This window comes from Mesorhizobium sp. 1M-11, from assembly GCF_001303895.1.
Taxonomy (GTDB): Bacteria; Pseudomonadota; Alphaproteobacteria; order Rhizobiales; family Rhizobiaceae; genus Mesorhizobium.
Map to the genome: position 1 here is coordinate 178,442 of NZ_LJSD01000050.1, position 20,203 is coordinate 198,644.

Sequence of the window (20,203 nt, forward strand, 5' to 3'; positions counted from 1 at the left end):
ATGTTTGCAAAATCATTCGATGCCGCCGTGATCGGCGGCTCCTATGCCGGCCTGTCCGCCGCCATGCAGCTCGCGCGGGGACGGCGCCATGTGGCCGTCATCGATGCCGGCAAGCCACGCAACCGCTTCGCCACCGCCTCGCACGGCTTCTTTGGCCAGGACGGCGCTGAACCGGCGCACATGATCGCTGCCGCCCGCGAAAAACTCACCGCTTACCCGAACGTCTATTTCATCGCGGACGAAGCTGTCGACGCCTCCGGGCAGGAGGGTGCCTTTGCAGTTACCCTTGCTTCGGGGCAGACGCTGAGGGCCTCCCGCCTTGTGCTGGCAACCGGCATCACCGACATTCTGCCAGATTTGCCCGGGCTGGCCGAGCGCTGGGGCGTCAGCGTGCTGCATTGTCCCTATTGTCATGGCTACGAATTCGGCGGCGCACCGCTTGGCGTGCTGGCAACCACGCCGCACTGCGCCGAAAAAGCGATGATGATCACCGAGTGGGGCCCGACGACACTGTTCCTCAATGGCCAGCCTATGCCGGACGCCGGTGTGCTGGCAAAGCTCGCGCGGCGTCGCGTGACCGTCGAGCCAATCTCAATCACGGGCCTCGATGGCCAGGGGCAAGCCCTTCAGGCTGTCGTGCTTTCAGACGGCCGTCGACTTGCCACGACGGCCATCTACCTGACCCCGCGCACGGTGATGGCGAGCCCGCTGGCCGAACGGCTGGGCTGCGCCTTCGAGGACGGCTTCTTCGGTCCGATCATCGTCACCGATGGCAAGAAAGCGACCAGTGTGGCCGGTGTCTTTGCCGCCGGTGATGCGGCGCGCGGCATGCACAACGCCACCTGGGCATCCGCCGACGGTGTCACCGCCGGTGCGGCCGTTCATCACAGCCTGATCTTCGAAGGCTTGGACGCGGCTTGAGGAGGCCGTCCAGACCGATCAGGCGCGGCCAACATCCAGCCGTTCGCGGATGTTCGCCATCGCGCGAGAAAACACGGCGGGATCGTCAAAAGCCCGCGCCAGCGTGAGCGCACCCTGGATGCCCGCGACACTCTCCTCCGCCAGTCGTCCGGCATCCGCTGCTTCCAGGCCCGCTCGCCGCAACGCGCCTGCAAGGTCCGCCACCCAGCGCCCGAAATAGGACCTGATCTCGGCGGCGAAACGGTCGCGCGCGTCGTCCAGCGCAAAGGCTCCGACCAGGCAAACGCGACGGCCGGAATGGAAGTAAGCATCCGTTGCCGCGAGCATGCGGGCGATGCCTTCCTGCGGGCTCTCCACTTCCCGCAGCGGCGAAAACACCGCGTCCTCGAACCAGCGATCGATATGCGCCAGCACCGCTGCCGCCATCTCATCCTTGCCGCCGGGAAAGAAGTTGTAGAGGCTGCCCTTGCCGAGCCCGGTCGTCTCGGTGATCAGCGACAGGCTGGCGCCGGCATAGCCGTGCGCGCGAAACACCTCGGCAATCGCAGCTATCAACTCATCCCGACCCGGAGCGATCCTGCGCATCGCATTCCGCTCTAGAGACCGAGTTCCGTGAGGCCCGGATGATCGTCGGGCCGGCGGCCAAGCGGCCAGTGGAATTTGCGCTCCGTCTCGGCGATCGGCAGGTCGTTGATCGAAGCAACGCGCCTGCGCATCAGTCCGGCCTCGTCGAATTCCCAATTCTCGTTGCCATAGGAGCGGAACCAGTGGCCGCTGTCGTCGCGCCACTCATAAGCGAAGCGCACAGCGATGCGGTTTTCGTTCCAGGTCCACACTTCCTTGATCAGACGATAGTCCAACTCGCGCGCCCATTTGCGCGCGAGGAAGGAAACAATCTGCGGCCTGCCTTTGACAAACTCGGCGCGGTTTCGCCACTCACTCTCCTCGGTATAGGCGAGTGACACCTTTTCGGGATCGCGGCTGTTCCAGGCGTCCTCGGCCTTGCGCGCCTTCTCGGCGGCGGTCTCGGCATTGAATGGCGGCAGCGGCGGACGGCTCATCGTGATCTCTCCATCGGCTCATTTCAGGAACAGGTGTATTTGTACCAATCGGTACAATGGAGTCAAGGGAGGAGTCGTCTTCCTGTGTCGACCACGACCGGCGCTGGCCGTGCCCTCGTGGCAATGCTACGGATAAGCCATGCAGCTCAGGCATTTGAAGACGTTTGTCGCCGTCGCTTCCGATCTCAACGTCACGCGGGCCGCGGAGCGCATCCACCTTGCCCAGTCGAGCGTGAGCGAACAGATCCAGGCGCTGGAAGCCGATCTGAACGCAGTGCTTTTCGACCGCAGCGGACGCAAGCTGAAACTGACCGAAGCAGGGCAGCGGCTGCTCGATCATGCCGACGAACTTCTGGCCCGCGCCGACGAAGCGCGGGCAGCGGTAGCGACAGCTGCAAACATAACGGCAGGCACGCTGGCGATTGGCGGACTCGAAACGCTGTGCGCCAGCTACCTGCCTCCGCTCCTGGCGCATTTCGGCGCCGAGCATCCGGCGGTGCGGCTGCAACTGAAGAGCGCCGGCAGCGGTGACCTGCGCGGTGGCGTGAAGAGTGGCGCCCTCGATGTTTCTTTCGTTTTCGGCGAGACGCCCGAGACACCGGAACTCAAACACGAAGTGGTGGCCGAAGAGGAACTGGTCTTCGCGCTACCGCCCGGCCACAGGCTCGCTGGACAAGTCGCCGCAGGCCCCGACGACCTGCACAACGAGCCCTTCCTGGTGACCGAGCAGGGATGTGTCTACCGCCAGATGTTCGAAACCGCTTTCGCAAAAAAGGACACGCGGCCGCGCGTTGCCGTTGAGCTCGGCTCGATCGCGGCGATCCAGAAACTCGTGGCGGAAGGTGCGGGCTGCGCCCTCATTCCACAGGTCGCTGCCAGGGCCGGTGACGGGCGGATCGTGACGCTGCCGTGGACCGGCGACAACTCGCTGGTCCCTATTTCCATGATCTGGCACGGCCGGCGCGGCAAGCGGCCGGCTGTGCGTCTTTTCCTGGAGGCCGCGCGTCAAAAGTTCAAACCAGGCGATGCCCTCCCTCAGCGTGCAGCACCGTCCCGGTGACGAAGCCGTTTCGCATCAGGAAGCGGATCGCATCGGCGATGTCTTCCGGCCGGCCGATGCGGCCTACCGGCAGGCGAGCGGCCATGGCATCCAGCGTCGCCGTCTTGGCGTCGCCTGCGACATGCTGCCAGATCGGCGTGTCGACCCAGCCTGGCGATACGGCGTTGACCCGGATCGGGCCAAGCTCGACGGCAAGCGCGCGCACCAGCGAGGCAAGCGCACCATTCATCGCCGCCGTCACCGAACCGCGCGCCGCCGGACGATAGGCATTGATGCCTGATGTGAAGGTGATCGAACCCTTCTCGGACAACACCGGCACGCCATGCTTGGCCAGCAGCAATGGGCCGAAGAACTTCGAATCGACCACTTTCCGCGCTTCCGCAATGTCGAGCTCCGGCAACAGCCGATAGGAGGCACCGATGTCGGCGGCAGTCGAGACGATGTGATCCAGCTCGCCAGTGCCGGCAAAGAGCCCACTGACCTCATCTTCCCGCGAGATATCGGCGACCGCGGTGCGCAAGGAAGATGGATTGCCGAGACTGCCGCTGGCCGCATCGAGTTTCGCTTGCGAGCGCCCGGCAATCGTCACCTCGGATCCTTCCGACAGAAGCTGCCTGGCAAGCGCCAGTCCCATGCCGGAGCTGCCGCCCACGACGAGAACGCGTCCGGTGACGTTTTCAATTGGTGTGTTCATGAAATCTCCATTGCGGCCGCCTGTCGAAGGGGCAGCTCTGGCACGGAGTTGTCTGCGCCAGCGCGCGCAAAGGGAAACGGGAAGATACGAATGTCTCCATCGGAAACTCCGATGACAGCATTAGGCGAAAGCGTTCAGCCGGGGCTGCGCGCCACCATGGCCCGGATCGTCTGATACAGTTCGTCGCTGGCTTCGCGCGCGGTGATTTCGCCGGAGGCTGCAGCAGCGGACAGACCGGCGGCCGCTCCCAGCATGCCGCACAGGCGCGCAGTGGTAATCCCGCGCGAAAAAGGTGTCAGCGCAACCCGGCATTTTTCCAGGAACACCGCCTCGTGTTCGCGCTTCATGGTCGCCAGCTCCGGCGTGCCGACAAGGGCTGCAACCACGCCGGGGATCTCGCGACCCTGCTCCAGCACGCAGTCGACATAAGAGGAAGCGATCACCGAGGCGCGTCCGTCGAGCGTGGGTTCGCTCGCGGCCAGAGCGGCATCGATCACCTGGTTCTGGCGCGCGTCGAACTCCTGATAGAGCGCCGCCAGCAGAGCTGAGCGCGTGGCGAAGTGATCGTAGACAACTGGCTTGGTCACCGCCGCCTGCTCCGCAAGCCGACCAAGCGTGAGGGCCTCCGTGCCTTCCTCGCGCGCAATGCGCCAGGCGACATCGAGAAGCTGCCGATGCCGCTCTTCCCGCAGCAGACGCTGGCGGCGTGGAGGCGCAGATGGATTTTTCCCGCGATCGCTTGACATCACTATATACCAAAAGTAACTTACTAAAAGTATATAAGCCTAAGTCCTTCTCTGCAACATCCCAGGAGCCCTGTCATGCACGCGCTCATCGTCGTCGCGCATCCCGATCCCAATTCGCTCACCCACGTGATTGCCAACAGTGTCGGCGAGGGCGTCGCCGCTTCCGGGCCCGGCAACAGTTTTGAAATCGCCGATCTGGCTGCCGAGGGTTTCGATCCGAACTTCAACAAATCCGACATCGCCACCTTTCAAGGCCAGGCGCCGGCTGCCAGCGATGTCGCGGCGGAGCAGGCGCGTATCGATCGCGCGGACACGCTGGTGCTGGTCTATCCGGTCTATTGGTGGTCGATGCCCGGGCTGCTCAAGGGCTGGATCGATCGCGTGTTCATGAATGGCTGGGCTTACGACGAGCCGCCGGGCGGCAAGCTGACGAAGAAGCTGCAGCGGCTGAACGTGCATCTGGTCGCGGTTGGCGGCGCCAGTCAGCGTACCTATGCCAGGCACGGCTATTTCGGTGCCATGAAGACCCAGATCGACCACGGCATTTTCGACTATTGCGGCGCCAGGGTGGTCACCTCCGAACTGCTGCTCTTTCCGGAAGCGCAGGATCACGCGCAACTTCCTGCCGAGGCTCACGCGATCGGCTGCAGGCTGTTCCTGAAACAGCAGCGCGCCGCGGCGTAGAATTCTTCGCCGCATGGGACCTCAGGAGGAAGCTCCCATGCGGCAGCCAACATCGACAACCCTGCTGAACGCAACCGTTGCTCTCCTCGAACACATGCTGCTTGCCTTCCGGCTACGTTATGTTACAACGTAACAATTCTGTAGTGACCTTCCACGAATTTGGTCACTCCTCCTCAAGACGAACCACGCCCGGGTCCGTCCCCACCAAAGCCTCTGGAAAACAGTCATGCCCCCGTACAATCGAAGGCGTCTTCCCGTAACTGTCCTTTCCGGCTTTCTCGGCGCCGGCAAGACCACGCTTCTCAACCACATCCTGCACAATCGCGACGGCCGCCGGGTCGCTGTCATCGTCAACGATATGAGTGAGGTCAACATCGACGCCACGCTGGTGCGCGACGGCGGCGCCAACCTGTCGCGCACCGATGAACAGCTGGTCGAGATGACCAATGGCTGCATCTGCTGCACACTGCGCGACGATCTGCTGGCGGAAGTGCGTCGTCTCGCCGAACAGGGCAGGTTCGACTACCTGCTGATCGAATCGACAGGCATTTCGGAGCCGCTGCCCGTTGCCTCGACTTTCGAATTCCGTGACGAGGCCGGCGCCAGCCTCTCCGATGTCTCCCGCCTCGACACCATGGTGACGGTTGTCGATGCCGCGAACCTGCTGCGGAACTATTCCTCATCGGATTTCCTGCGCGACCGCGGTGAAGCGCTGGGCACGTCCGGCGAGCGCGTGCTCGTCGATCTTCTGGTCGAGCAGATCGAGTTTGCCGATGTCATCGTGCTCAACAAGGTTTCGGACACGCCCGCAGGAGATCTCGATCTGGCACGCAGGATCATACGCTCGCTCAACCCGCAGGTTGAGCTCATCGAAACAGATTTCGGCCGCGTGCCGCTCGACAAGGTGCTCGACACCGGACGATTCGATTTCGAGAAGGCCGAACAACATCCGCTCTGGTTCAAGGAACTGAACGGCTTCAAGGATCACGTTCCCGAAACCGAGGAATACGGCATCCGTTCCTTCGTCTATCGCGAACGTCGCCCTTTCGATCCGGCAAGGTTGAAGAGGTTCATCGGCCAACCTTGGCCAGGAGTGGTGCGCGCCAAGGGTTTTTTCTGGCTGGCCACGCGTCCAAACCATGTCGGCGAATTGAGCCAGGCCGGCGCGCTGGTACGGACCGGCAGGCGCGGGCTCTGGTGGGCAGCGGTTCCCCGCAACCGTTGGCCCGACAACCCGTCATGGCATGAGGCGATGGAACCCTATCTCGATCCGATGTGGGGCGACCGTCGGCAGGAACTGGTCTTCATCGGCTGCGATCCGATGAACGAAAACCGCATTCGCGCCGAACTCGATGCCTGCCTGGTGGATGAGCCCGTCTTCGCACCGGAACTGTGGCGTGACCTGCACGACCCGTTTCCAAGCTGGAGCGGGCAAGCCGCATGATCGTCAAATCCTTGCTCGCCCTGTTCAAGGGGCGCCATCATGCCTGCGACTGCCATCCGCGGCTTGCCCGCTACGTTCCGCCGGCCGAGCGGCACACCGCGACGAGCCAGGTCCTCGGCAAAGAATCGCCATTGCCAGGCGAGGGCGGTCACAATAGGGTTCCAGGCGATGGTGCTCCGAATCGAAAGGTTCGGGGTGAAAAGGGAATACGGTGAGGTTCGCAAGAACCAAGACCGTGGCTGCCCCCGCAACTGTAAGCGGTAGCAAAGTCCGAAGACGCCACTGGCCAAGCGCCGGGAAGGCAGGACAGCGCAACGACCCGCGAGCCAGGAGACCTGCCATCGCAGTGAGTTGACCGGACGGGGTGTGCCGGGAGGACGCTACAAGGGCGGCCCTGCCGTCATTTTTGGCCATCCTTCCGCACCTGATCGAATGAGGGATCGGTTGGAAGGTTTTGCCGTTTTTCGCCGCGATGATGCGTCGCACCTGGACCGCCTGCCGCGACCGCGGAGGGCTCTTTCGTGAGCGACATTGTCCTGCAAGCGTGCGGCCTTTGCTGTCGACCCGAAAAAGGCGTCACGCTCGTCGAAGACGTCAGCCTTGACGTACGTGCCGGCGAAAGGCTTGCCATCATCGGTCCGAACGGCGCCGGCAAGTCGACGCTGCTGCGCATGCTTTGCGGCATGCTCAAGCCTAGCAGCGGTCTGGTCAGCCTCGACGGCGAACCGCTCGACCGGCTGCCGACAGCAGAGCGGGCACGCCGTATTGCCGTGGTCGGCCAATCCGACCAACCAGATGCACAGCTTGCCGTCAGCGATTATGTCGGGCTGGGCCGTATCCCGCACATGGGGCTTCGCCGCCGCAGCGACGACCGCGATGTCGTGCTCGACGCGCTGGAACGAACGGGCCTGCTTGTCTTGCGGGAACGCCGAATGGGATCACTCTCCGGCGGCGAACGCCAGCGCGCGCAGCTGGCGCGCGCGATTGCGCAGCAGCCGCATGTGCTGTTTCTCGACGAGCCGACCAATCATCTCGATCCGCGCGCTCGCGGTGAATTGCTCGAATTCGTCGCCAGGCTGGGCATCGCCGTTGTTACCGTGCTGCACGATCTGCCGCTGGTTGCGCCCTTCGCCACCCATGTCGCGGTGATGAGCAAGGCACGCCTCGTCGCGCTCGGCACCCCGCGTGAGACGTTGACGGCGGCGCTGGTGCGCGAGGTCTTTGCCATCGATGTGCTGAGACTTCCTCACCCGGCCGAGCAGGACCGCGAGTTGACGGTCTTCGACGTTCCGATCCGCCTTTCCCGCTGAATCAATTTCCCCAACGGAGCCGCCATGAAACGCCTCGCCCTTTGCCTTGCCGCCACGCTTCTTTCGTCGACTGCCTTTGCCTTCCCGGTCACCGTCGACAGCTGCGGCATTCCGCTGACTTTCGACGTCGCACCGAAACGCGCGGTGATCAACGATCTCAACATGTCGGAAATGGCCTTCGCGCTGGGCTTGCAACCCGAGATCGTCGGCCTGACCGGCATCACCGGCTGGTACAAAGTGGATGACGCGTTCAAGAAAGCGCAGGGCTCGATCCCGGAACTCGCACCGAAATATCCGACACTGGAGAACCTGCTGGCGGTCGAGCCCGACTTCTTCTTCGCTGGCTGGTATTACGGCATGAAGCCGGGCGGCGACGTGACGCCCGACACCTTGGCGCCACATGGCATCAAGACGCTGGTGCTCAGCGAAAGCTGCGTCCATCTCGACAAGAACCGACCAGCGGCTTCGATGGATCTCCTGTTCGGCGACATCGAGAAACTCGGCAAGATCTTCGGCAAGGAGACCGAAGCCGACACCCTTGTCACCAAGTGGAAGCAAAGGCTTGCCGATATCACCGCCAAGGTCGGCGCCCGCAGCGGCACGCGCGTTTTCCTCTATGATTCCGGCGAGGACAAACCCTTCACCGCGGGCAAATTCGCGATCCCGAGCGCGATGATCGAAGCTGCCGGCGGGAGGAACATCATGGCCGACATGGAAACCAACTGGGGCAATACCGATTGGGAAACCGTCGCCACCCGGAACCCGGAATTCCTGATCCTGCTCGACTACCAGGACGACGCGGGCTACCGAAAGCTGCTGGATTTCCTGAAGCAGCACCCGGCGATGAAAGAAACTGACGCGGTGAAGAACGGGCGCTTCGTTGCTCTCCGTTATGCCGAATTGACGCCCGGCCCGGCCAATATCGAAGCCATCGACAAGATCGCAAAGGCAATGCACCCAGAGGCCTTCTGAGCATGCCCAGCGGGTCGTACGGTCTGGCCATCGGCACGGGTCTGGCGCTTGTCGTGTTGCTGGCGCTGCTGTCCATCGCCTATGGCTCGACCGTCATTCCGCTCGGCGACGTGATCGCAGCGCTTGGGCACGCCATCGGCCTCGACGCCGGGAGCGTTACAGCGCCGGTACAGAAGATCATCGTCGACCTCAGGCTGCCCCGCGCCATTCTCGCCATCTGCGTCGGCGCCGGCCTCGCCGTGGTCGGCGCGCTTCTGCAGACGGTGACGCGCAACGATCTCGCCGATCCGTTCCTGTTCGGCCTTTCCTCGGGCGCTGCCGCCGGCGCGGTTTCGGTCATCACCGTTTTCGGCGACCGTCTTGGCGTGTGGACGCTTCCGATCGCTGCGTTTGCCGGCGGCATCCTCTCAGCCGTCGTGGTGCTTCTGCTCGTCACCCGCATTCGTGGCCAAGGGCCGGAGCGGCTGATCCTTGCAGGTCTTGCCGTATCTTTCCTGTTCACGGCGCTGACCAACTATCTGGTCTTTGCCGGTGACCAGCGCGCCGCCCATTCGGTGCTGTTCTGGACCATGGGCGGGCTGGGCCTCGCCCGTTGGGGCAATATCGGCCTGGCAGTTGCCGGCGCCGCCGTCATCCTTGCCTTCACGCTGCGCTATCATCGCTGGCTCGACGCGTTCCTGGCTGGCGAAACCACCGCCGAAAGCCTCGGCGTTCCGGTGGCGCGCTTTCGGACTCTGACATTCCTGGCCGCGGCGCTCGCAACAGCAATCCTGGTTTCCGTCGCCGGCGTCATCGGTTTCGTGGGATTGATGATCCCGCATGTCGCGCGCCGCTTCGCCGGCCCGCTGCATCTGCGGCTGGCGCTTGCCTGCGCCGTCTTCGGCGCGGTGCTCCTGCTCGCCAGCGATCTTCTGGCGCGCACGCTCCTGCCGCCGCAGGAATTGCCGATCGGCATCATCACCAGTTCGATCGGCGCCTTGTTCGTGGTGGCCACCCTGCTGCGCAAACGGTTCTGAGCGGTCGGCCATCCAGTCGATCCGGAATAGCGCCACACTTGTTACTCACACTGTTCGGTTTCCGAAGCCAAACTGTCCGACGACGGTAAGCGATGAACCGCGAAGCTCGTCGTGCTTCGACCCTCGAGGCGCGAGACTTCGCCCAGAAGAGGAGAACAGACCTCATGACCGACAAACGCGACGATATCCTGGCCGCCATGCACAAGCCGCCGGTGGTTACGCCCGAGGCATGGGAACAGGCGCGCCAGCAACTGCTCGCAAAGGAAAAGGCCCATACCCATGCCCGCGATGCGCTGGCCGCCGAGCGCCGTCGCATGCCCTGGGTGGAAGTGACCAGGGATTATGTGTTCGAGACACCGAACGGCCGGGCGAGCCTTCTTGACCTGTTCGACGGCCGCCGCCAGCTGATCATCTACCGGGCATTCTTCGAGCCGGGCGTCTATGGCTGGCCGGAGCATGCCTGTCGGGGCTGCTCCATGGTGGCCGACCAGGTCGCCCATGTGTCCCATCTCAATGCGCGCGATACTACGCTGGTCTTCGCTTCGCGTGCGCCGCAGCCGGACATCCAGCGCGTGAAGGCGCGGATGGGATGGGATCGCATTCCCTGGGTCACAATCGTCGACAGCTTCGATGCCGATTTCGGCGTGGATGAATGGCATGGCCACAACGTGTTCCTGCGTGATGGCGATCGCATCTTCCGTACCTATTTCATCGCCGACCGCGCCGACGAACAGATGGGCGGCACCTGGAATTACCTGGACATCACGCCGCTCGGCCGCCAGGAGGCCTGGGAGGATTCGCCTGAAGGCTATCCCCAGACTCCGCCCTACAAATGGTGGAACTGGAACGACAGCTATGTTGCCGAGACCGAACCCGACAAAGGGTGGGTCGAGATTTCCGACGCGGGCGAAGAGGCGATGCGCGCCAAAGCGACGAGCGCGAAGCCATGAGCCGCTCCTGCTGCTCCATCTGGTCCGACGAGGAGGCACCTCGCCGGACCAGCGCCCGCTCAGCTATCGACGGAGCGAATGCCGCCAGCGATGCAGCCGTGCCTACGGCCAACGACGCACCCGCGCTGATGGCGTCAGACTGGCTGGCGTTAGCGGCGTCGCCAACATTCGCGGCCATGGCATTGCTGACCGGCGTCATGGGAGGGCCAGCGGAGATGTGCTCGTCCACGATGGGCATGCCGCTCGGCGGTATGATGGTGATGTATCTCCTGATGAGTGCCTTCCATCTGGCGCCCTGGCTGAGGCTGGTGCGGACCGCTATTTGACGAAATGGCCACGGCAGAGGTTGCATCCGGCGTGGTCATGAATGCCCAATCAATCCCTCCCATCAGTCGGTGCCGTCAGAGCTGCCGCGCGATCGCTGCCTTGTCGATGATCGACCAGACCCTTTCGATCCGCGCTCCGGCGAACTCGTAGAACACGTTCTCTTCGAATTGGACGCGCTTGCCGTTGACAGGCAGGTCAAACAAGGCACCGACCGGGGTGCAGTCGAAGCGCAGGCGGCTGGCGACGCGGGGAGGGTCGCCGATCAGCAATTCGATCCGAAAGTGAAGGTCTGGAATCGCGCGAAAATCGCCTTCCAGCATCGAACGGTAACCGGCAAGACCCACCTGAGCTCCGTTGTAACGGACATCGTCATGAACGAACTCTCCGAGAGCGTTCCAATCCTGCCTGTTCAGGCAATCGATATAGCAGTGATAAATGGTGATGAGATCGTTGCGGGTCATCGGATATCCGTGATGGTTTGGCGCCCGAGATAGACAATGCAGGGATCGGCATCCGGTTGCCAATATCAGACCGGATTGGTGGAAGTACTTGCCTGCGAACAGCGAATGACCGCAGCTCGGAGGTGGCCGCGATCGATGCCTTCTCCCCTCTCATCGCCAAAGGCGGATGAAATTAGCCGGGCAAGGATAAAAAGGGCTGGCGGGTACGTTAACTATCGCCACTATCAGAATATTAGCGTTTGCTTGGCAACGTCTTCGGGACGACAGTTGCGGTTTGGATGCGGCAACAACCAAACGACGATTGTCCTGACATAATAGCGCCGGGGGGGCGTTGTTCATGCGTGTCGTCTCATGCCTCGTCACAGAGCATAATCCGTGGCTCGTACTGCTCGCCGTCTTCGTCTGCATAGCTGGCAGTTGGGTCACGTTCCGGCTTTTCCGGCAAGCCGAGGTGCGTGGCGGCTGGCCGCGAGCCGGGTGGATATTCTTGGCCGCCCAGGCCGCGGGGTCCTCGATCTGGTGTACGCATTTCATCGCCGTCATCGCTTATGAGCATGATGCCCCCGTCACCTTCGATCCGACATTCACGATGCTGTCGCTGCTGATAGCGGTTGCCGGTTGCGCCTACGGCTTCTGGCTGTCCCTCAGTTTCCGCTTCCCCCTGGCCGCAGAGATCGGCGGGGGCGTGGTGGGTATCGCAATCTCGGCGATGCATTACAGCGGCATGCTGGCCTATCGCGTCGATGGCCTGATCGAGTGGAGTGCCGACTATGTGGCGGCATCGGTGGCACTGTCGGTTCTGTTCGGCGGAATTGCCATGAGACAAGCGGCAAAACCGCTCTGGGGCGAGACCACATATGTACCGGTCGCCTTCTTCGTGCTTGCCGTGGCCTCGCTGCATTTCACCGGTATGACCGCCATCTCGGTCACCCCGTTCTCGACAGCCGTCGATAACACCGCCTCATCGACGCTGGCGGCCTTCGCGGTTGTCGGCGTCGGCATGCTGGTCCTGGGCGCCGGCGTCATCAGCTACCTGATCGACGAGCAGAGTTCGCAGGAAGCATTCGATCGGCTGCAGAAGCTGGCGCTGACCGATTCTTTGACCGGCCTGCCCAATCGCGCCAGTGCCATCGAGCGTCTGGACCGTGAACTCGAACAAGCGCATTACACGGCTGCAAAGGTCGCTATCATCGGCATCGACCTTGACCGGTTCAAGGAAATCAACGACCTGCGCGGCCATCAGGCTGGCGATGAAACACTCGCGACGATCGGCCTTCGCCTCGCCGATCTTCTCGAAGACGACGAATTTGCCGCGCGCATCGGCGGCGATGAGTTCATGTGCGTCAAGCGCTTCGTCGACCGCCATCAGCTCGACGACTTCCTGACGCGCCTCGAAAACGCCTTTTCGCAGCCGCTTCGCATCGGAAATGTCGATCTTGCTGCGGGCGCAAGCCTGGGGGTCGCGCTCTACCCCGATGATGGCCATGACCGGCAAGTCCTCATCAGCAATGCCGACCTGGCCATGTACCGTGCAAAGGCCGACATCACCCGCGCGCTCTGCTTCTACGAACCCCAGATGGACACGGCGGCGCGCGAGCATCACGCCTTGGCATCGGATCTCAGCCATGCCATCGAACTCGAACAGTTCGAACTCCACTATCAGGTGCAAAAATCCGTCCAGTCCGGCGATGTGCTTGGATATGAAGCGCTGCTGCGCTGGAGCCACCCAAGCCGTGGTGCCGTCTCGCCTGCCGTTTTCATCCCCATCGCGGAAGAGACCGGTCTGATCCTCACCATCGGCGAATGGGTTTTGCGAACGGCCTGCAGGGATGCAGGCAGGCTAGGCAGGCCCTCCAAGATCGCGGTCAATCTTTCGCCGGTCCAGTTCGTCCATAATGATCTGGCCGGACTGATCCGCGACATCCTTGTGGAGACAGGATTGTCGCCAAGCCGGCTGGAACTCGAAATCACGGAATCCACCTTCATTACCGACAAGAGCCGTGCCTTGCACGTTCTGCGGCAAATCAAAGCGCTGGGCGTGAAGATCTCGATCGACGATTTCGGTGTCGGCTATTCGTCCTTCGATACGTTGCGCAGCTTTCCCTTCGACAAGATCAAGCTGGACGGCTCCTTCACGCGGGAGATGGAACGCAACGCGCAGGCCATGGCCATTGTCCGCTCCGTGCTCGCGCTAGGACAAAGCCTTGGAATTCCAGTCCTTGCCGAAGGTGTGGAAACCGTCGCCCAGTTGCAGATCCTGCGCATCGAAGGCTGTCACGAAGCGCAGGGCTACTACCTGGGACGCCCAGGGCCGAGGGAGAACATTTTGCCGGCTTCAGTGGAGCAACCACGAATACCTGTTCCAGGTCGCGGTGACGATCTTGTGATCTCGTCTGCTTGACGCGAATGCGCGGTCCGCATGTGAAAACCCCGGCGAGCAGCCGGGGTTTGTCGTTCTGCCAGACTCAACGCCAGACCCGCTCGCGCCAGCAGCGGACGTGCCAGCGACCGCGGCGGTAAACGCGGCGGCACACACGCCGCCAGCGGGGACGTCCGCCCCAATGCCTGCGCCAGGGCCTGCGGCCGGGTCGATGCCCCGGACGGTGATAGACGAGTTCGACATCGGCCTCCGCTCCGTCGTCGAGCACAGCCGCCTCAGCATCGGACTTTTCAAGTTCATCCAATATGCCACCGCGCCCCATGGGCACACCGGCGACTGCCTGGCCTGGACGTATCGCCGTCGCGATAACCGCGGCACCCGCGACGCCAAGTATTCCCGTCAGAAATAGCCGTCGATCCATTGCTTCCTCCAACACGCGCTCCCTGCCACCGCAATTAACATAGCCGCATCTGAATTGTTCCTGGAATGCTTTTTTTGGTTTTGGTCCAGGCACCTCGCGACGGCTTTCATTCCACTCTGGCAAACACCTTCGCGAAAGCATTCGCATGATCGATGCGCTCGAGGAACCGGCGGGCACGCGGAATGGCATTATGCAGATACTGATCCGGCCCCCTCATCTTCCGTGCGTTCAGCGCTGCCATATCGAGCAAGCTGAAATCGACCTTTTCGATCTCACAGCACCAGCCGGGGTGCTGTGTCGACCAGCTACGCCCGTGGTGTTCCAGAAGCCGGTTTCGATGAGAGTAGCCATGATAGTCGAAGGCGATGACGCCGTCCGTCACGTAGACGTGATTGCCGGCTAAATTGCCGGTCGGAACAATCCGCTCGGCATGAAACCCGGAAAGTGGCGGCTGCTCCAGATAGACTCCAGCCAGGATATGGCACGCCCCGTGACCAAAGAAGATACGGTCCGGCAGAGCCCATTGTCTCGGAAGGTCCTTCTTTATCCCCGGTTTGAGGACGTACATCCGGCTTCCACCTTCCAGGACTTCGCCTTAACCCTGCTTCATAAGCCCCTTCAGCCGATAGATAGCCTCCAGCGCCTCGCGCGGCGTCATCTCGTCTGGGCTGAGGGTGGCCAGTGCCTCGCCAAGCGCATCGGTCTTGACCGGCCTGGGCGCCTCCCGCTTCACCGCCACCGAAAACAGCGGCAGGTCGTCGACCAGCCGATCGGCCTTGCCGGAGGTTTCGCCTTCCTCCAACTGATGCAGCACTTGCTTGGCGCGCGCCACCACCGCTTCGGGCAAGCCGGCAAGCCGCGCCACCTGCACGCCGTAACTGCGGTCGGCAGCCCCCTTGCCGACTTCGTGCAGGAAAACGACATCGCCTTCCCATTCCTTGACCCGCATGGTCACGTTGTGAAGCCGATTAAGCTTGTTGCTCAGCGCCGTCATCTCATGGAAATGCGTGGCGAAGATCGAGCGGCAGCGGTTCTTCTCGTGCAGATATTCGACCGCAGCCCAGGCGATCGAAAGCCCGTCGAAGGTGGCGGTGCCGCGACCGATTTCATCCAGGATGACCAGCGCGCGCTCGCCCGCCTGATTAAGGATAGCGGCGGTCTCGACCATTTCCACCATGAAGGTCGAGCGGCCGCGCGCGAGATCGTCGGAAGCGCCGACGCGCGAGAACAGCCGATCGACCACACCGATATGCGCGCTTGCCGCCGGCACGAAGGAGCCGGTCTGGGCCAGGATGGCGATCAGCGCGTTCTGGCGCAGGAAGGTCGACTTACCGCCCATGTTCGGACCGGTGAGCAGCCAGATGGCGCCGTTCTTCGCGCCTCCCTCCGGCGAGAGATCGCAGTCATTGGCGACGAACGGCCCTTCTCCGGTGTGGCGCAGCGCCTGTTCCACCACCGGATGACGCCCGCCGACCACTTCGAAGGCGAGCGAGGCGTCGACCTGCGGCCGGCACCAGTTCTCGCTCGCCGACAAAGCGGCGAGCGCGGCCGATACATCGAGCACGGCCAATGCGTCGGCGCCGGCACGGATCGCATCCGCTTCGCCGACCACTTCGGCAAGCAACCGGTCGAACGCGGCAAGCTCGATGGCGAGCGCACGATCGGCGGCGTTGGCGATCTTGGTTTCCAGCCCCGCCAGCTCAGTCGTGGTGAAGCGCATTGCGTTGGCCATCGTCTGGCGGTGGATAAAGCGCGCCTTGGCTTCGTCCGTCCCGGTCATGATCGCTTGATGGTTGACCGTCACCTCGATGTAGTAGCCCAGGACATTGTTGTGCCGGATCTTGAGCGAGCGGATGCCGGTCTCTTCGATCAGGTCGCGTTCCATGCCGGCGATGACCTTGCGCGTCTCGTCGCGCAGCGCCCGCATCTCGTCGAGTTCGGCATCGTAACCGCTGCGCAGGAAGCCGCCGTCACGTTTCAGCAAAGGCAGCTCGTCGGCCAAGGCTCCGGCGAGATGTTCGGCAAGCGTCTTCGGCAGGGCGCCGATCGCGGCAAGCGCCGCAGCCAGTTCGGCCGGCGGCGCGACGCGCGCAAAGACCTGCGCAATGTCGCCGGCGGCGAGGAAGCCGGCGCGCAACGCACCGAGGTCGCGCGGGCCGCCACGGTTCAGCGCCAGTCGCGACAACGCGCGCGGCATGTCGGCAACGCCTTTGAGCGCCAGTCGCAACGCCTCGGCCAGACGCGTCTCGTCGCGGAAGAAGGAAACCGAATCGAGCCGCGCCCCGATTGCGGCTGCATCGGTCAACGGCGCCATCAGCCTGTCGGCCAGCAGTCGCGCGCCGCCGCCGGTGACGGTGCGGTCGATGGCCTTGAACAGCGAGCCGTCGCGGCTGCCGGAAAGCGTGCGCAGCAGTTCCAGGTTGGCGCGCGTTGCCGGATCGATGAACAGCGTCGCGCCGTTTTCCTCGCGCTCCGGCCGTGACAGCGGCGGGCGCTCGGCCTTCTGCGTCTTCTCGACATAGGCAATCGCGCCGGAGATCGCGGAAAGCTCGGCGCGGCTGAACGAGCCGAAGGCGTCCGGCGTCGCCACGTTGAAGAAACGGGCGATGCGTGCCGTTGCCGAGGCAGAATCGAACAGGCTGGCCGGCTGCGGGCTGGCGACACGGCCAAGCACGTCGAAAACGGGCTTCAGCTCGGGATCGTAGAAGACCGGTTCGGCGACGATCAACTCACGCGGATCGACGCGGAAGATGTCGGCCAACAGGCGCTCGACATTGGTCTCGGCGACGCGGAAGACGCCGGTGGAGATCTCGATCCAGGCCAGCGCGAAGCTCTGTTCGGTGCCTCCCTTGATCCTGCCCAAGGTCATCAGGAAGCTCGATTCCGACGGGGCCAGCAATTTGTCTTCGGTGATGGTGCCCGGCGTGACAAGTCGGACGACGTCGCGCTTGACCACCGATTTCGAGCCACGCTTCTTGGCTTCTGCCGGATCTTCGATCTGCTCGCACACCGCCACGCGGAAACCGAGCCCGATCAGCTTCTGCAGATAGTCGTCCGCCGCATGCACCGGCACGCCGCACATCGGGATCTCGGAGCCCTGGTGCTTGCCGCGCTTGGTGAGCACGATGCCCAGCGCCTGGCTTGCCTTCTCCGCATCCTCGAAGAAGAGCTCGTAGAAATCGCCCATGCGGTAGAACAGAAGCGAATCCGCATTCGCCGCCTTGATCTCGAGATACTGTTCCATCATCGGCGTGGCGCCGGCCGTGGACGGCACGGGTGCAGCACCGCTTGCCAGCGGCGCGCTGTCTTCCGTTGCGATGGGGGTTTCGTCGTTCAAGAAACTGTTTCCAAAAAATCCGAAGGCAATTGCTTGGCGCTTTACTCACCCGAAGTGTAGCCTTAATCCCGAACGCTCCACAAAGAAATTGAGTGCGCCTCAGGCACGCCGAAGGGGAAGAAACAAAGCATGGCCCGCAGGAATGGACAGGACGGACAAGGCCCTTCGGTGAGCTCCGAGGAAGCGCTGGAATTCCACGCCATGGGGCGGCCGGGCAAGCTGGAGATCGTGCCGACCAAGCCGATGGCGACGCAACGCGACCTGAGCCTTGCCTATTCGCCCGGCGTCGCGGTGCCGGTGAAGGCGATCGCGGAAGACCCGTCGCGCGCCTTCGACTACACCACGCGCGGCAACATGGTCGCCGTCATTTCCAACGGCACCGCCATCCTCGGCCTGGGCAATCTCGGCGCGCTGGCCTCCAAGCCGGTGATGGAGGGCAAGTCGGTGCTGTTCAAGCGCTTCGCCGACGTCGATTCGATCGACCTTGAAGTGGCGACCGAAGACGCCGACGAGTTCATCAACTGCGTCAAGTTCCTCGGCCCGTCTTTCGGCGGCATCAACCTGGAGGACATCAAGGCGCCCGAATGCTTCATCATCGAGCAGCGCCTGCGCGAGCTGATGGATATCCCGGTGTTCCATGACGACCAGCACGGCACCGCCATCATTGCCGCCGCCGGCCTGATCAACGCCCTGGCGATCACCGGCCGCGACATGAAGACGACCAAGCTTGTCTGCAACGGCGCCGGTGCCGCCGGCATCGCCTGTATCGAGCTGGTGAAGTCGATGGGCTTTTCGCCGGAAAACGTCATCCTGTGCGACACCAAGGGCGTCGTCTATCAGGGCCGCACCGAAGGCATGAACCAGTGGAAGTCGGCGCATGCGGTGAAAACCGAAGCGCGCTCGCTGGCGGACGCGCTGGACGGAGCCGACGTGTTCTTCGGCCTTTCCGCCAAGGGCGCGCTGACGACGGCGATGGTGCAGTCGATGGCCAAGAACCCGATCATCTTCGCCATGGCCAACCCGGACCCGGAGATCACGCCGGAGGAAGTGGCCGAGATCCGCACAGACGCCATCATGGCCACGGGCCGTTCGGACTATCCGAACCAGGTCAACAATGTGCTGGGTTTCCCCTACATCTTCCGCGGCGCGCTGGATGTGCGGGCAACCACCATCAACGACGCCATGAAGGTTGCCGCTGCCCAGGCGCTGGCCGAACTTGCCCGCAAGGATGTGCCGGACGATGTCGCCGCAGCCTATCAGGGCAACCGGCCGAAGTTCGGGCCCAACTACATCATCCCGGTGCCATTCGATCCGCGCCTGATCTCGGCTATCCCGATCGCGGTGGCGAAGGCGGCGATGGAAACCGGCGTGGCGAGGAAGCCGATCCTCGACCTCGACCGCTACGCACAGGAACTGTCGGCCCGCCGCGACCCCATCGCCTCGACGCTGCAGCGCATCTACGACCGCGTGCGGCGCCAGCCCAAGCGCATCGTCTTCGCCGAGGGCGAGGAGGAACAGGTGATGCGCGCGGCTGTCGCCTATGTGAACCAGAAACTGGGCACCGCCATCCTTCTCGGCCGCGACGACGTCATCAAGGAAAACGCCCGCCATGCCGGCATCGAGCTGGACAAGCCGGGGCTGGAGATCATCAATGCGCGGCTGTCGCGCAAGAACGCCATCTATGCCGACTTCCTCTACGAGCGCATGCAGCGCAAGGGTTATCTGTTCCGCGACTGCCAGCGCCTGATCAACAACGACCGCAACCATTTTGCCGCCTGCATGGTGGCGTTGGGCGATGCCGACGGCATCGTCACCGGCGTGACGCGCAACTATTCGACGGCGCTCGACGACGTGCGCCGCGTCATCGACGCCAAACCCGGCCACCGCGTCATCGGCGTGTCGATCGTGCTGGCGAGGGGGCGCACCGTGCTGGTGGCCGACACCGCCGTGCACGACATGCCGAATGCCGAGCAGATTGCCGACATCGCCGAGGAGGCAGCCAATTTCGCCCGCCGCATGGGTTACGAGCCGCGCGTGGCGATGCTTGCCTATTCCACCTTCGGCCACCCGCAGGGCGAACGCTCGGAGCGTGTGCAGGAGGCGGTGCGCATCCTCGACAAGCGTCGCGTCGATTTCGAATATGACGGCGAAATGGCCGCGGACGTAGCGCTGAACCCGCGCGTGATGGCGCAATACCCATTCTGCCGGCTGACCGGGCCGGCCAATGTGCTGGTGATGCCGGCGTTCCACTCGGCTTCGATCTCGACCAAGATGCTGCAGGAACTGGGCGGCTCGACCGTGATCGGCCCGCTGCTGGTCGGCCTCAACAAGCCGGTGCAGATCGTCGGGCTCAACGCCAAGGACAGCGATATCGTCAATATGGCAGCCATCGCGGCGTATAGCGCGGGAACTTGAGGCG

At 63.3% G+C, this 20,203-nt stretch carries 19 protein-coding genes and 1 riboswitch; of the genes, 11 read left to right on the forward strand and 8 right to left on the reverse strand.

The features are described from left to right. Entirely contained in the window at positions 1-921 is a 921-nt protein-coding gene (locus tag AO692_RS20495) for an NAD(P)/FAD-dependent oxidoreductase (RefSeq protein ID WP_054311970.1), read from the forward strand. A gap of 18 nt (positions 922-939) precedes the next feature. Here AO692_RS20495 and AO692_RS20500 read toward each other — a convergent pair whose 3' ends face one another. Beyond that, entirely contained in the window at positions 940-1,506 is a 567-nt protein-coding gene (locus AO692_RS20500) for a TetR/AcrR family transcriptional regulator (protein ID WP_054311893.1), read from the reverse strand. An 11-nt stretch (positions 1,507-1,517) separates the two neighbouring features. After that, positions 1,518-1,982, reverse strand: a complete 465-nt coding sequence (locus tag AO692_RS20505; protein WP_054311894.1) for a nuclear transport factor 2 family protein — start codon at positions 1,980-1,982, stop codon at positions 1,518-1,520. 139 nt (positions 1,983-2,121) lie between these two features. On the opposite strand from AO692_RS20505, the gene AO692_RS20510 reads away from it, so the two are divergent. Beyond that, the gene (locus AO692_RS20510) at positions 2,122-3,042 is read left to right on the forward strand and encodes a LysR family transcriptional regulator (RefSeq protein ID WP_082407465.1); all 921 of its coding nucleotides are present in this window, start codon (positions 2,122-2,124) and stop codon (positions 3,040-3,042) included. Here AO692_RS20510 and AO692_RS20515 read toward each other — a convergent pair. Both AO692_RS20515 and AO692_RS20520 read right to left on the reverse strand, forming a co-directional pair. After that, positions 2,996-3,736 (reverse strand): SDR family oxidoreductase, encoded by a 741-nt coding sequence (locus AO692_RS20515; protein ID WP_054311895.1) that lies wholly within the window; start codon positions 3,734-3,736, stop codon positions 2,996-2,998. The genes AO692_RS20510 and AO692_RS20515 overlap by 47 nt on opposite strands. Before the next feature lie 134 nt (positions 3,737-3,870). Next, positions 3,871-4,482 carry a helix-turn-helix domain-containing protein gene (locus AO692_RS20520; RefSeq protein ID WP_152979902.1) on the reverse strand — a complete coding sequence of 204 codons (612 nt, stop codon included), beginning with the start codon at positions 4,480-4,482 and terminating at the stop codon, positions 3,871-3,873. Positions 4,483-4,557: 75 nt separating this feature from the next. Here AO692_RS20520 and AO692_RS20525 point away from each other — a divergent pair, with 75 nt between their 5' ends. The 7 genes from AO692_RS20525 (at position 4,558) to AO692_RS20560 (ending at position 11,184) form a co-directional block, all read left to right on the forward strand. Then, positions 4,558-5,166: an NAD(P)H-dependent oxidoreductase gene (locus tag AO692_RS20525; protein WP_054311897.1), complete on the forward strand. Its 609-nt coding sequence runs from the start codon at positions 4,558-4,560 to the stop codon at positions 5,164-5,166. Positions 5,167-5,392: 226 nt separating this feature from the next. Further along, positions 5,393-6,610 (forward strand): zinc metallochaperone GTPase ZigA, encoded by a 1,218-nt coding sequence (gene zigA / locus AO692_RS20530; RefSeq protein ID WP_054311898.1) that lies wholly within the window; start codon positions 5,393-5,395, stop codon positions 6,608-6,610. A gap of 152 nt (positions 6,611-6,762) precedes the next feature. Further along, positions 6,763-6,968, forward strand: a riboswitch (cobalamin riboswitch). Between the two features lie 172 nt (positions 6,969-7,140). Beyond that, complete coding sequence (locus tag AO692_RS20540; RefSeq protein WP_152979910.1) at positions 7,141-7,920, forward strand: ABC transporter ATP-binding protein; 780 nt, start codon at positions 7,141-7,143, stop codon at positions 7,918-7,920. 24 nt (positions 7,921-7,944) lie between these two features. Next, entirely contained in the window at positions 7,945-8,892 is a 948-nt protein-coding gene (locus AO692_RS20545) for an ABC transporter substrate-binding protein (protein ID WP_054311901.1), read from the forward strand. Between the two features lie 2 nt (positions 8,893-8,894). Further along, positions 8,895-9,908 carry an iron ABC transporter permease gene (locus tag AO692_RS20550; RefSeq protein ID WP_054311902.1) on the forward strand — a complete coding sequence of 338 codons (1,014 nt, stop codon included), beginning with the start codon at positions 8,895-8,897 and terminating at the stop codon, positions 9,906-9,908. 164 nt (positions 9,909-10,072) lie between these two features. Next, complete coding sequence (locus AO692_RS20555) at positions 10,073-10,858, forward strand: DUF899 domain-containing protein (RefSeq protein WP_054311903.1); 786 nt, start codon at positions 10,073-10,075, stop codon at positions 10,856-10,858. Then, a complete protein-coding gene (locus AO692_RS20560) occupies positions 10,855-11,184 on the forward strand; it encodes a hypothetical protein (protein ID WP_244483428.1) in 330 nt (109 codons plus the stop codon). The genes AO692_RS20555 and AO692_RS20560 overlap by 4 nt, the downstream gene beginning before the upstream one ends. A 75-nt stretch (positions 11,185-11,259) precedes the next feature. Here the strand turns inward: AO692_RS20560 and AO692_RS20565 are convergent, their stop codons facing one another. Beyond that, complete coding sequence (locus AO692_RS20565; RefSeq protein WP_054311904.1) at positions 11,260-11,646, reverse strand: ester cyclase; 387 nt, start codon at positions 11,644-11,646, stop codon at positions 11,260-11,262. Positions 11,647-11,983: 337 nt separating this feature from the next. Between AO692_RS20565 and AO692_RS20570 the strand changes: the two genes are divergently transcribed. Beyond that, positions 11,984-14,047, forward strand: a complete 2,064-nt coding sequence (locus tag AO692_RS20570) for a bifunctional diguanylate cyclase/phosphodiesterase (RefSeq protein WP_054311905.1) — start codon at positions 11,984-11,986, stop codon at positions 14,045-14,047. Between the two features lie 64 nt (positions 14,048-14,111). Here AO692_RS20570 and AO692_RS32355 read toward each other — a convergent pair whose 3' ends face one another. The 3 genes from AO692_RS32355 to mutS form a co-directional block, all read right to left on the reverse strand. Next, entirely contained in the window at positions 14,112-14,447 is a 336-nt protein-coding gene (locus tag AO692_RS32355) for a hypothetical protein (RefSeq protein ID WP_082407466.1), read from the reverse strand. A gap of 106 nt (positions 14,448-14,553) precedes the next feature. Further along, positions 14,554-15,015, reverse strand: a complete 462-nt coding sequence (locus AO692_RS20580; RefSeq protein ID WP_054311907.1) for a hypothetical protein — start codon at positions 15,013-15,015, stop codon at positions 14,554-14,556. A 27-nt stretch (positions 15,016-15,042) separates the two neighbouring features. Further along, entirely contained in the window at positions 15,043-17,694 is a 2,652-nt protein-coding gene (gene mutS / locus AO692_RS20585) for a DNA mismatch repair protein MutS (RefSeq protein ID WP_152979911.1), read from the reverse strand. 219 nt (positions 17,695-17,913) lie between these two features. Between mutS and AO692_RS20590 the strand changes: the two genes are divergently transcribed. Then, positions 17,914-20,199 (forward strand): NADP-dependent malic enzyme, encoded by a 2,286-nt coding sequence (locus AO692_RS20590; protein WP_054311909.1) that lies wholly within the window; start codon positions 17,914-17,916, stop codon positions 20,197-20,199. The last annotated feature ends 4 nt before the right edge of the window (positions 20,200-20,203 follow it).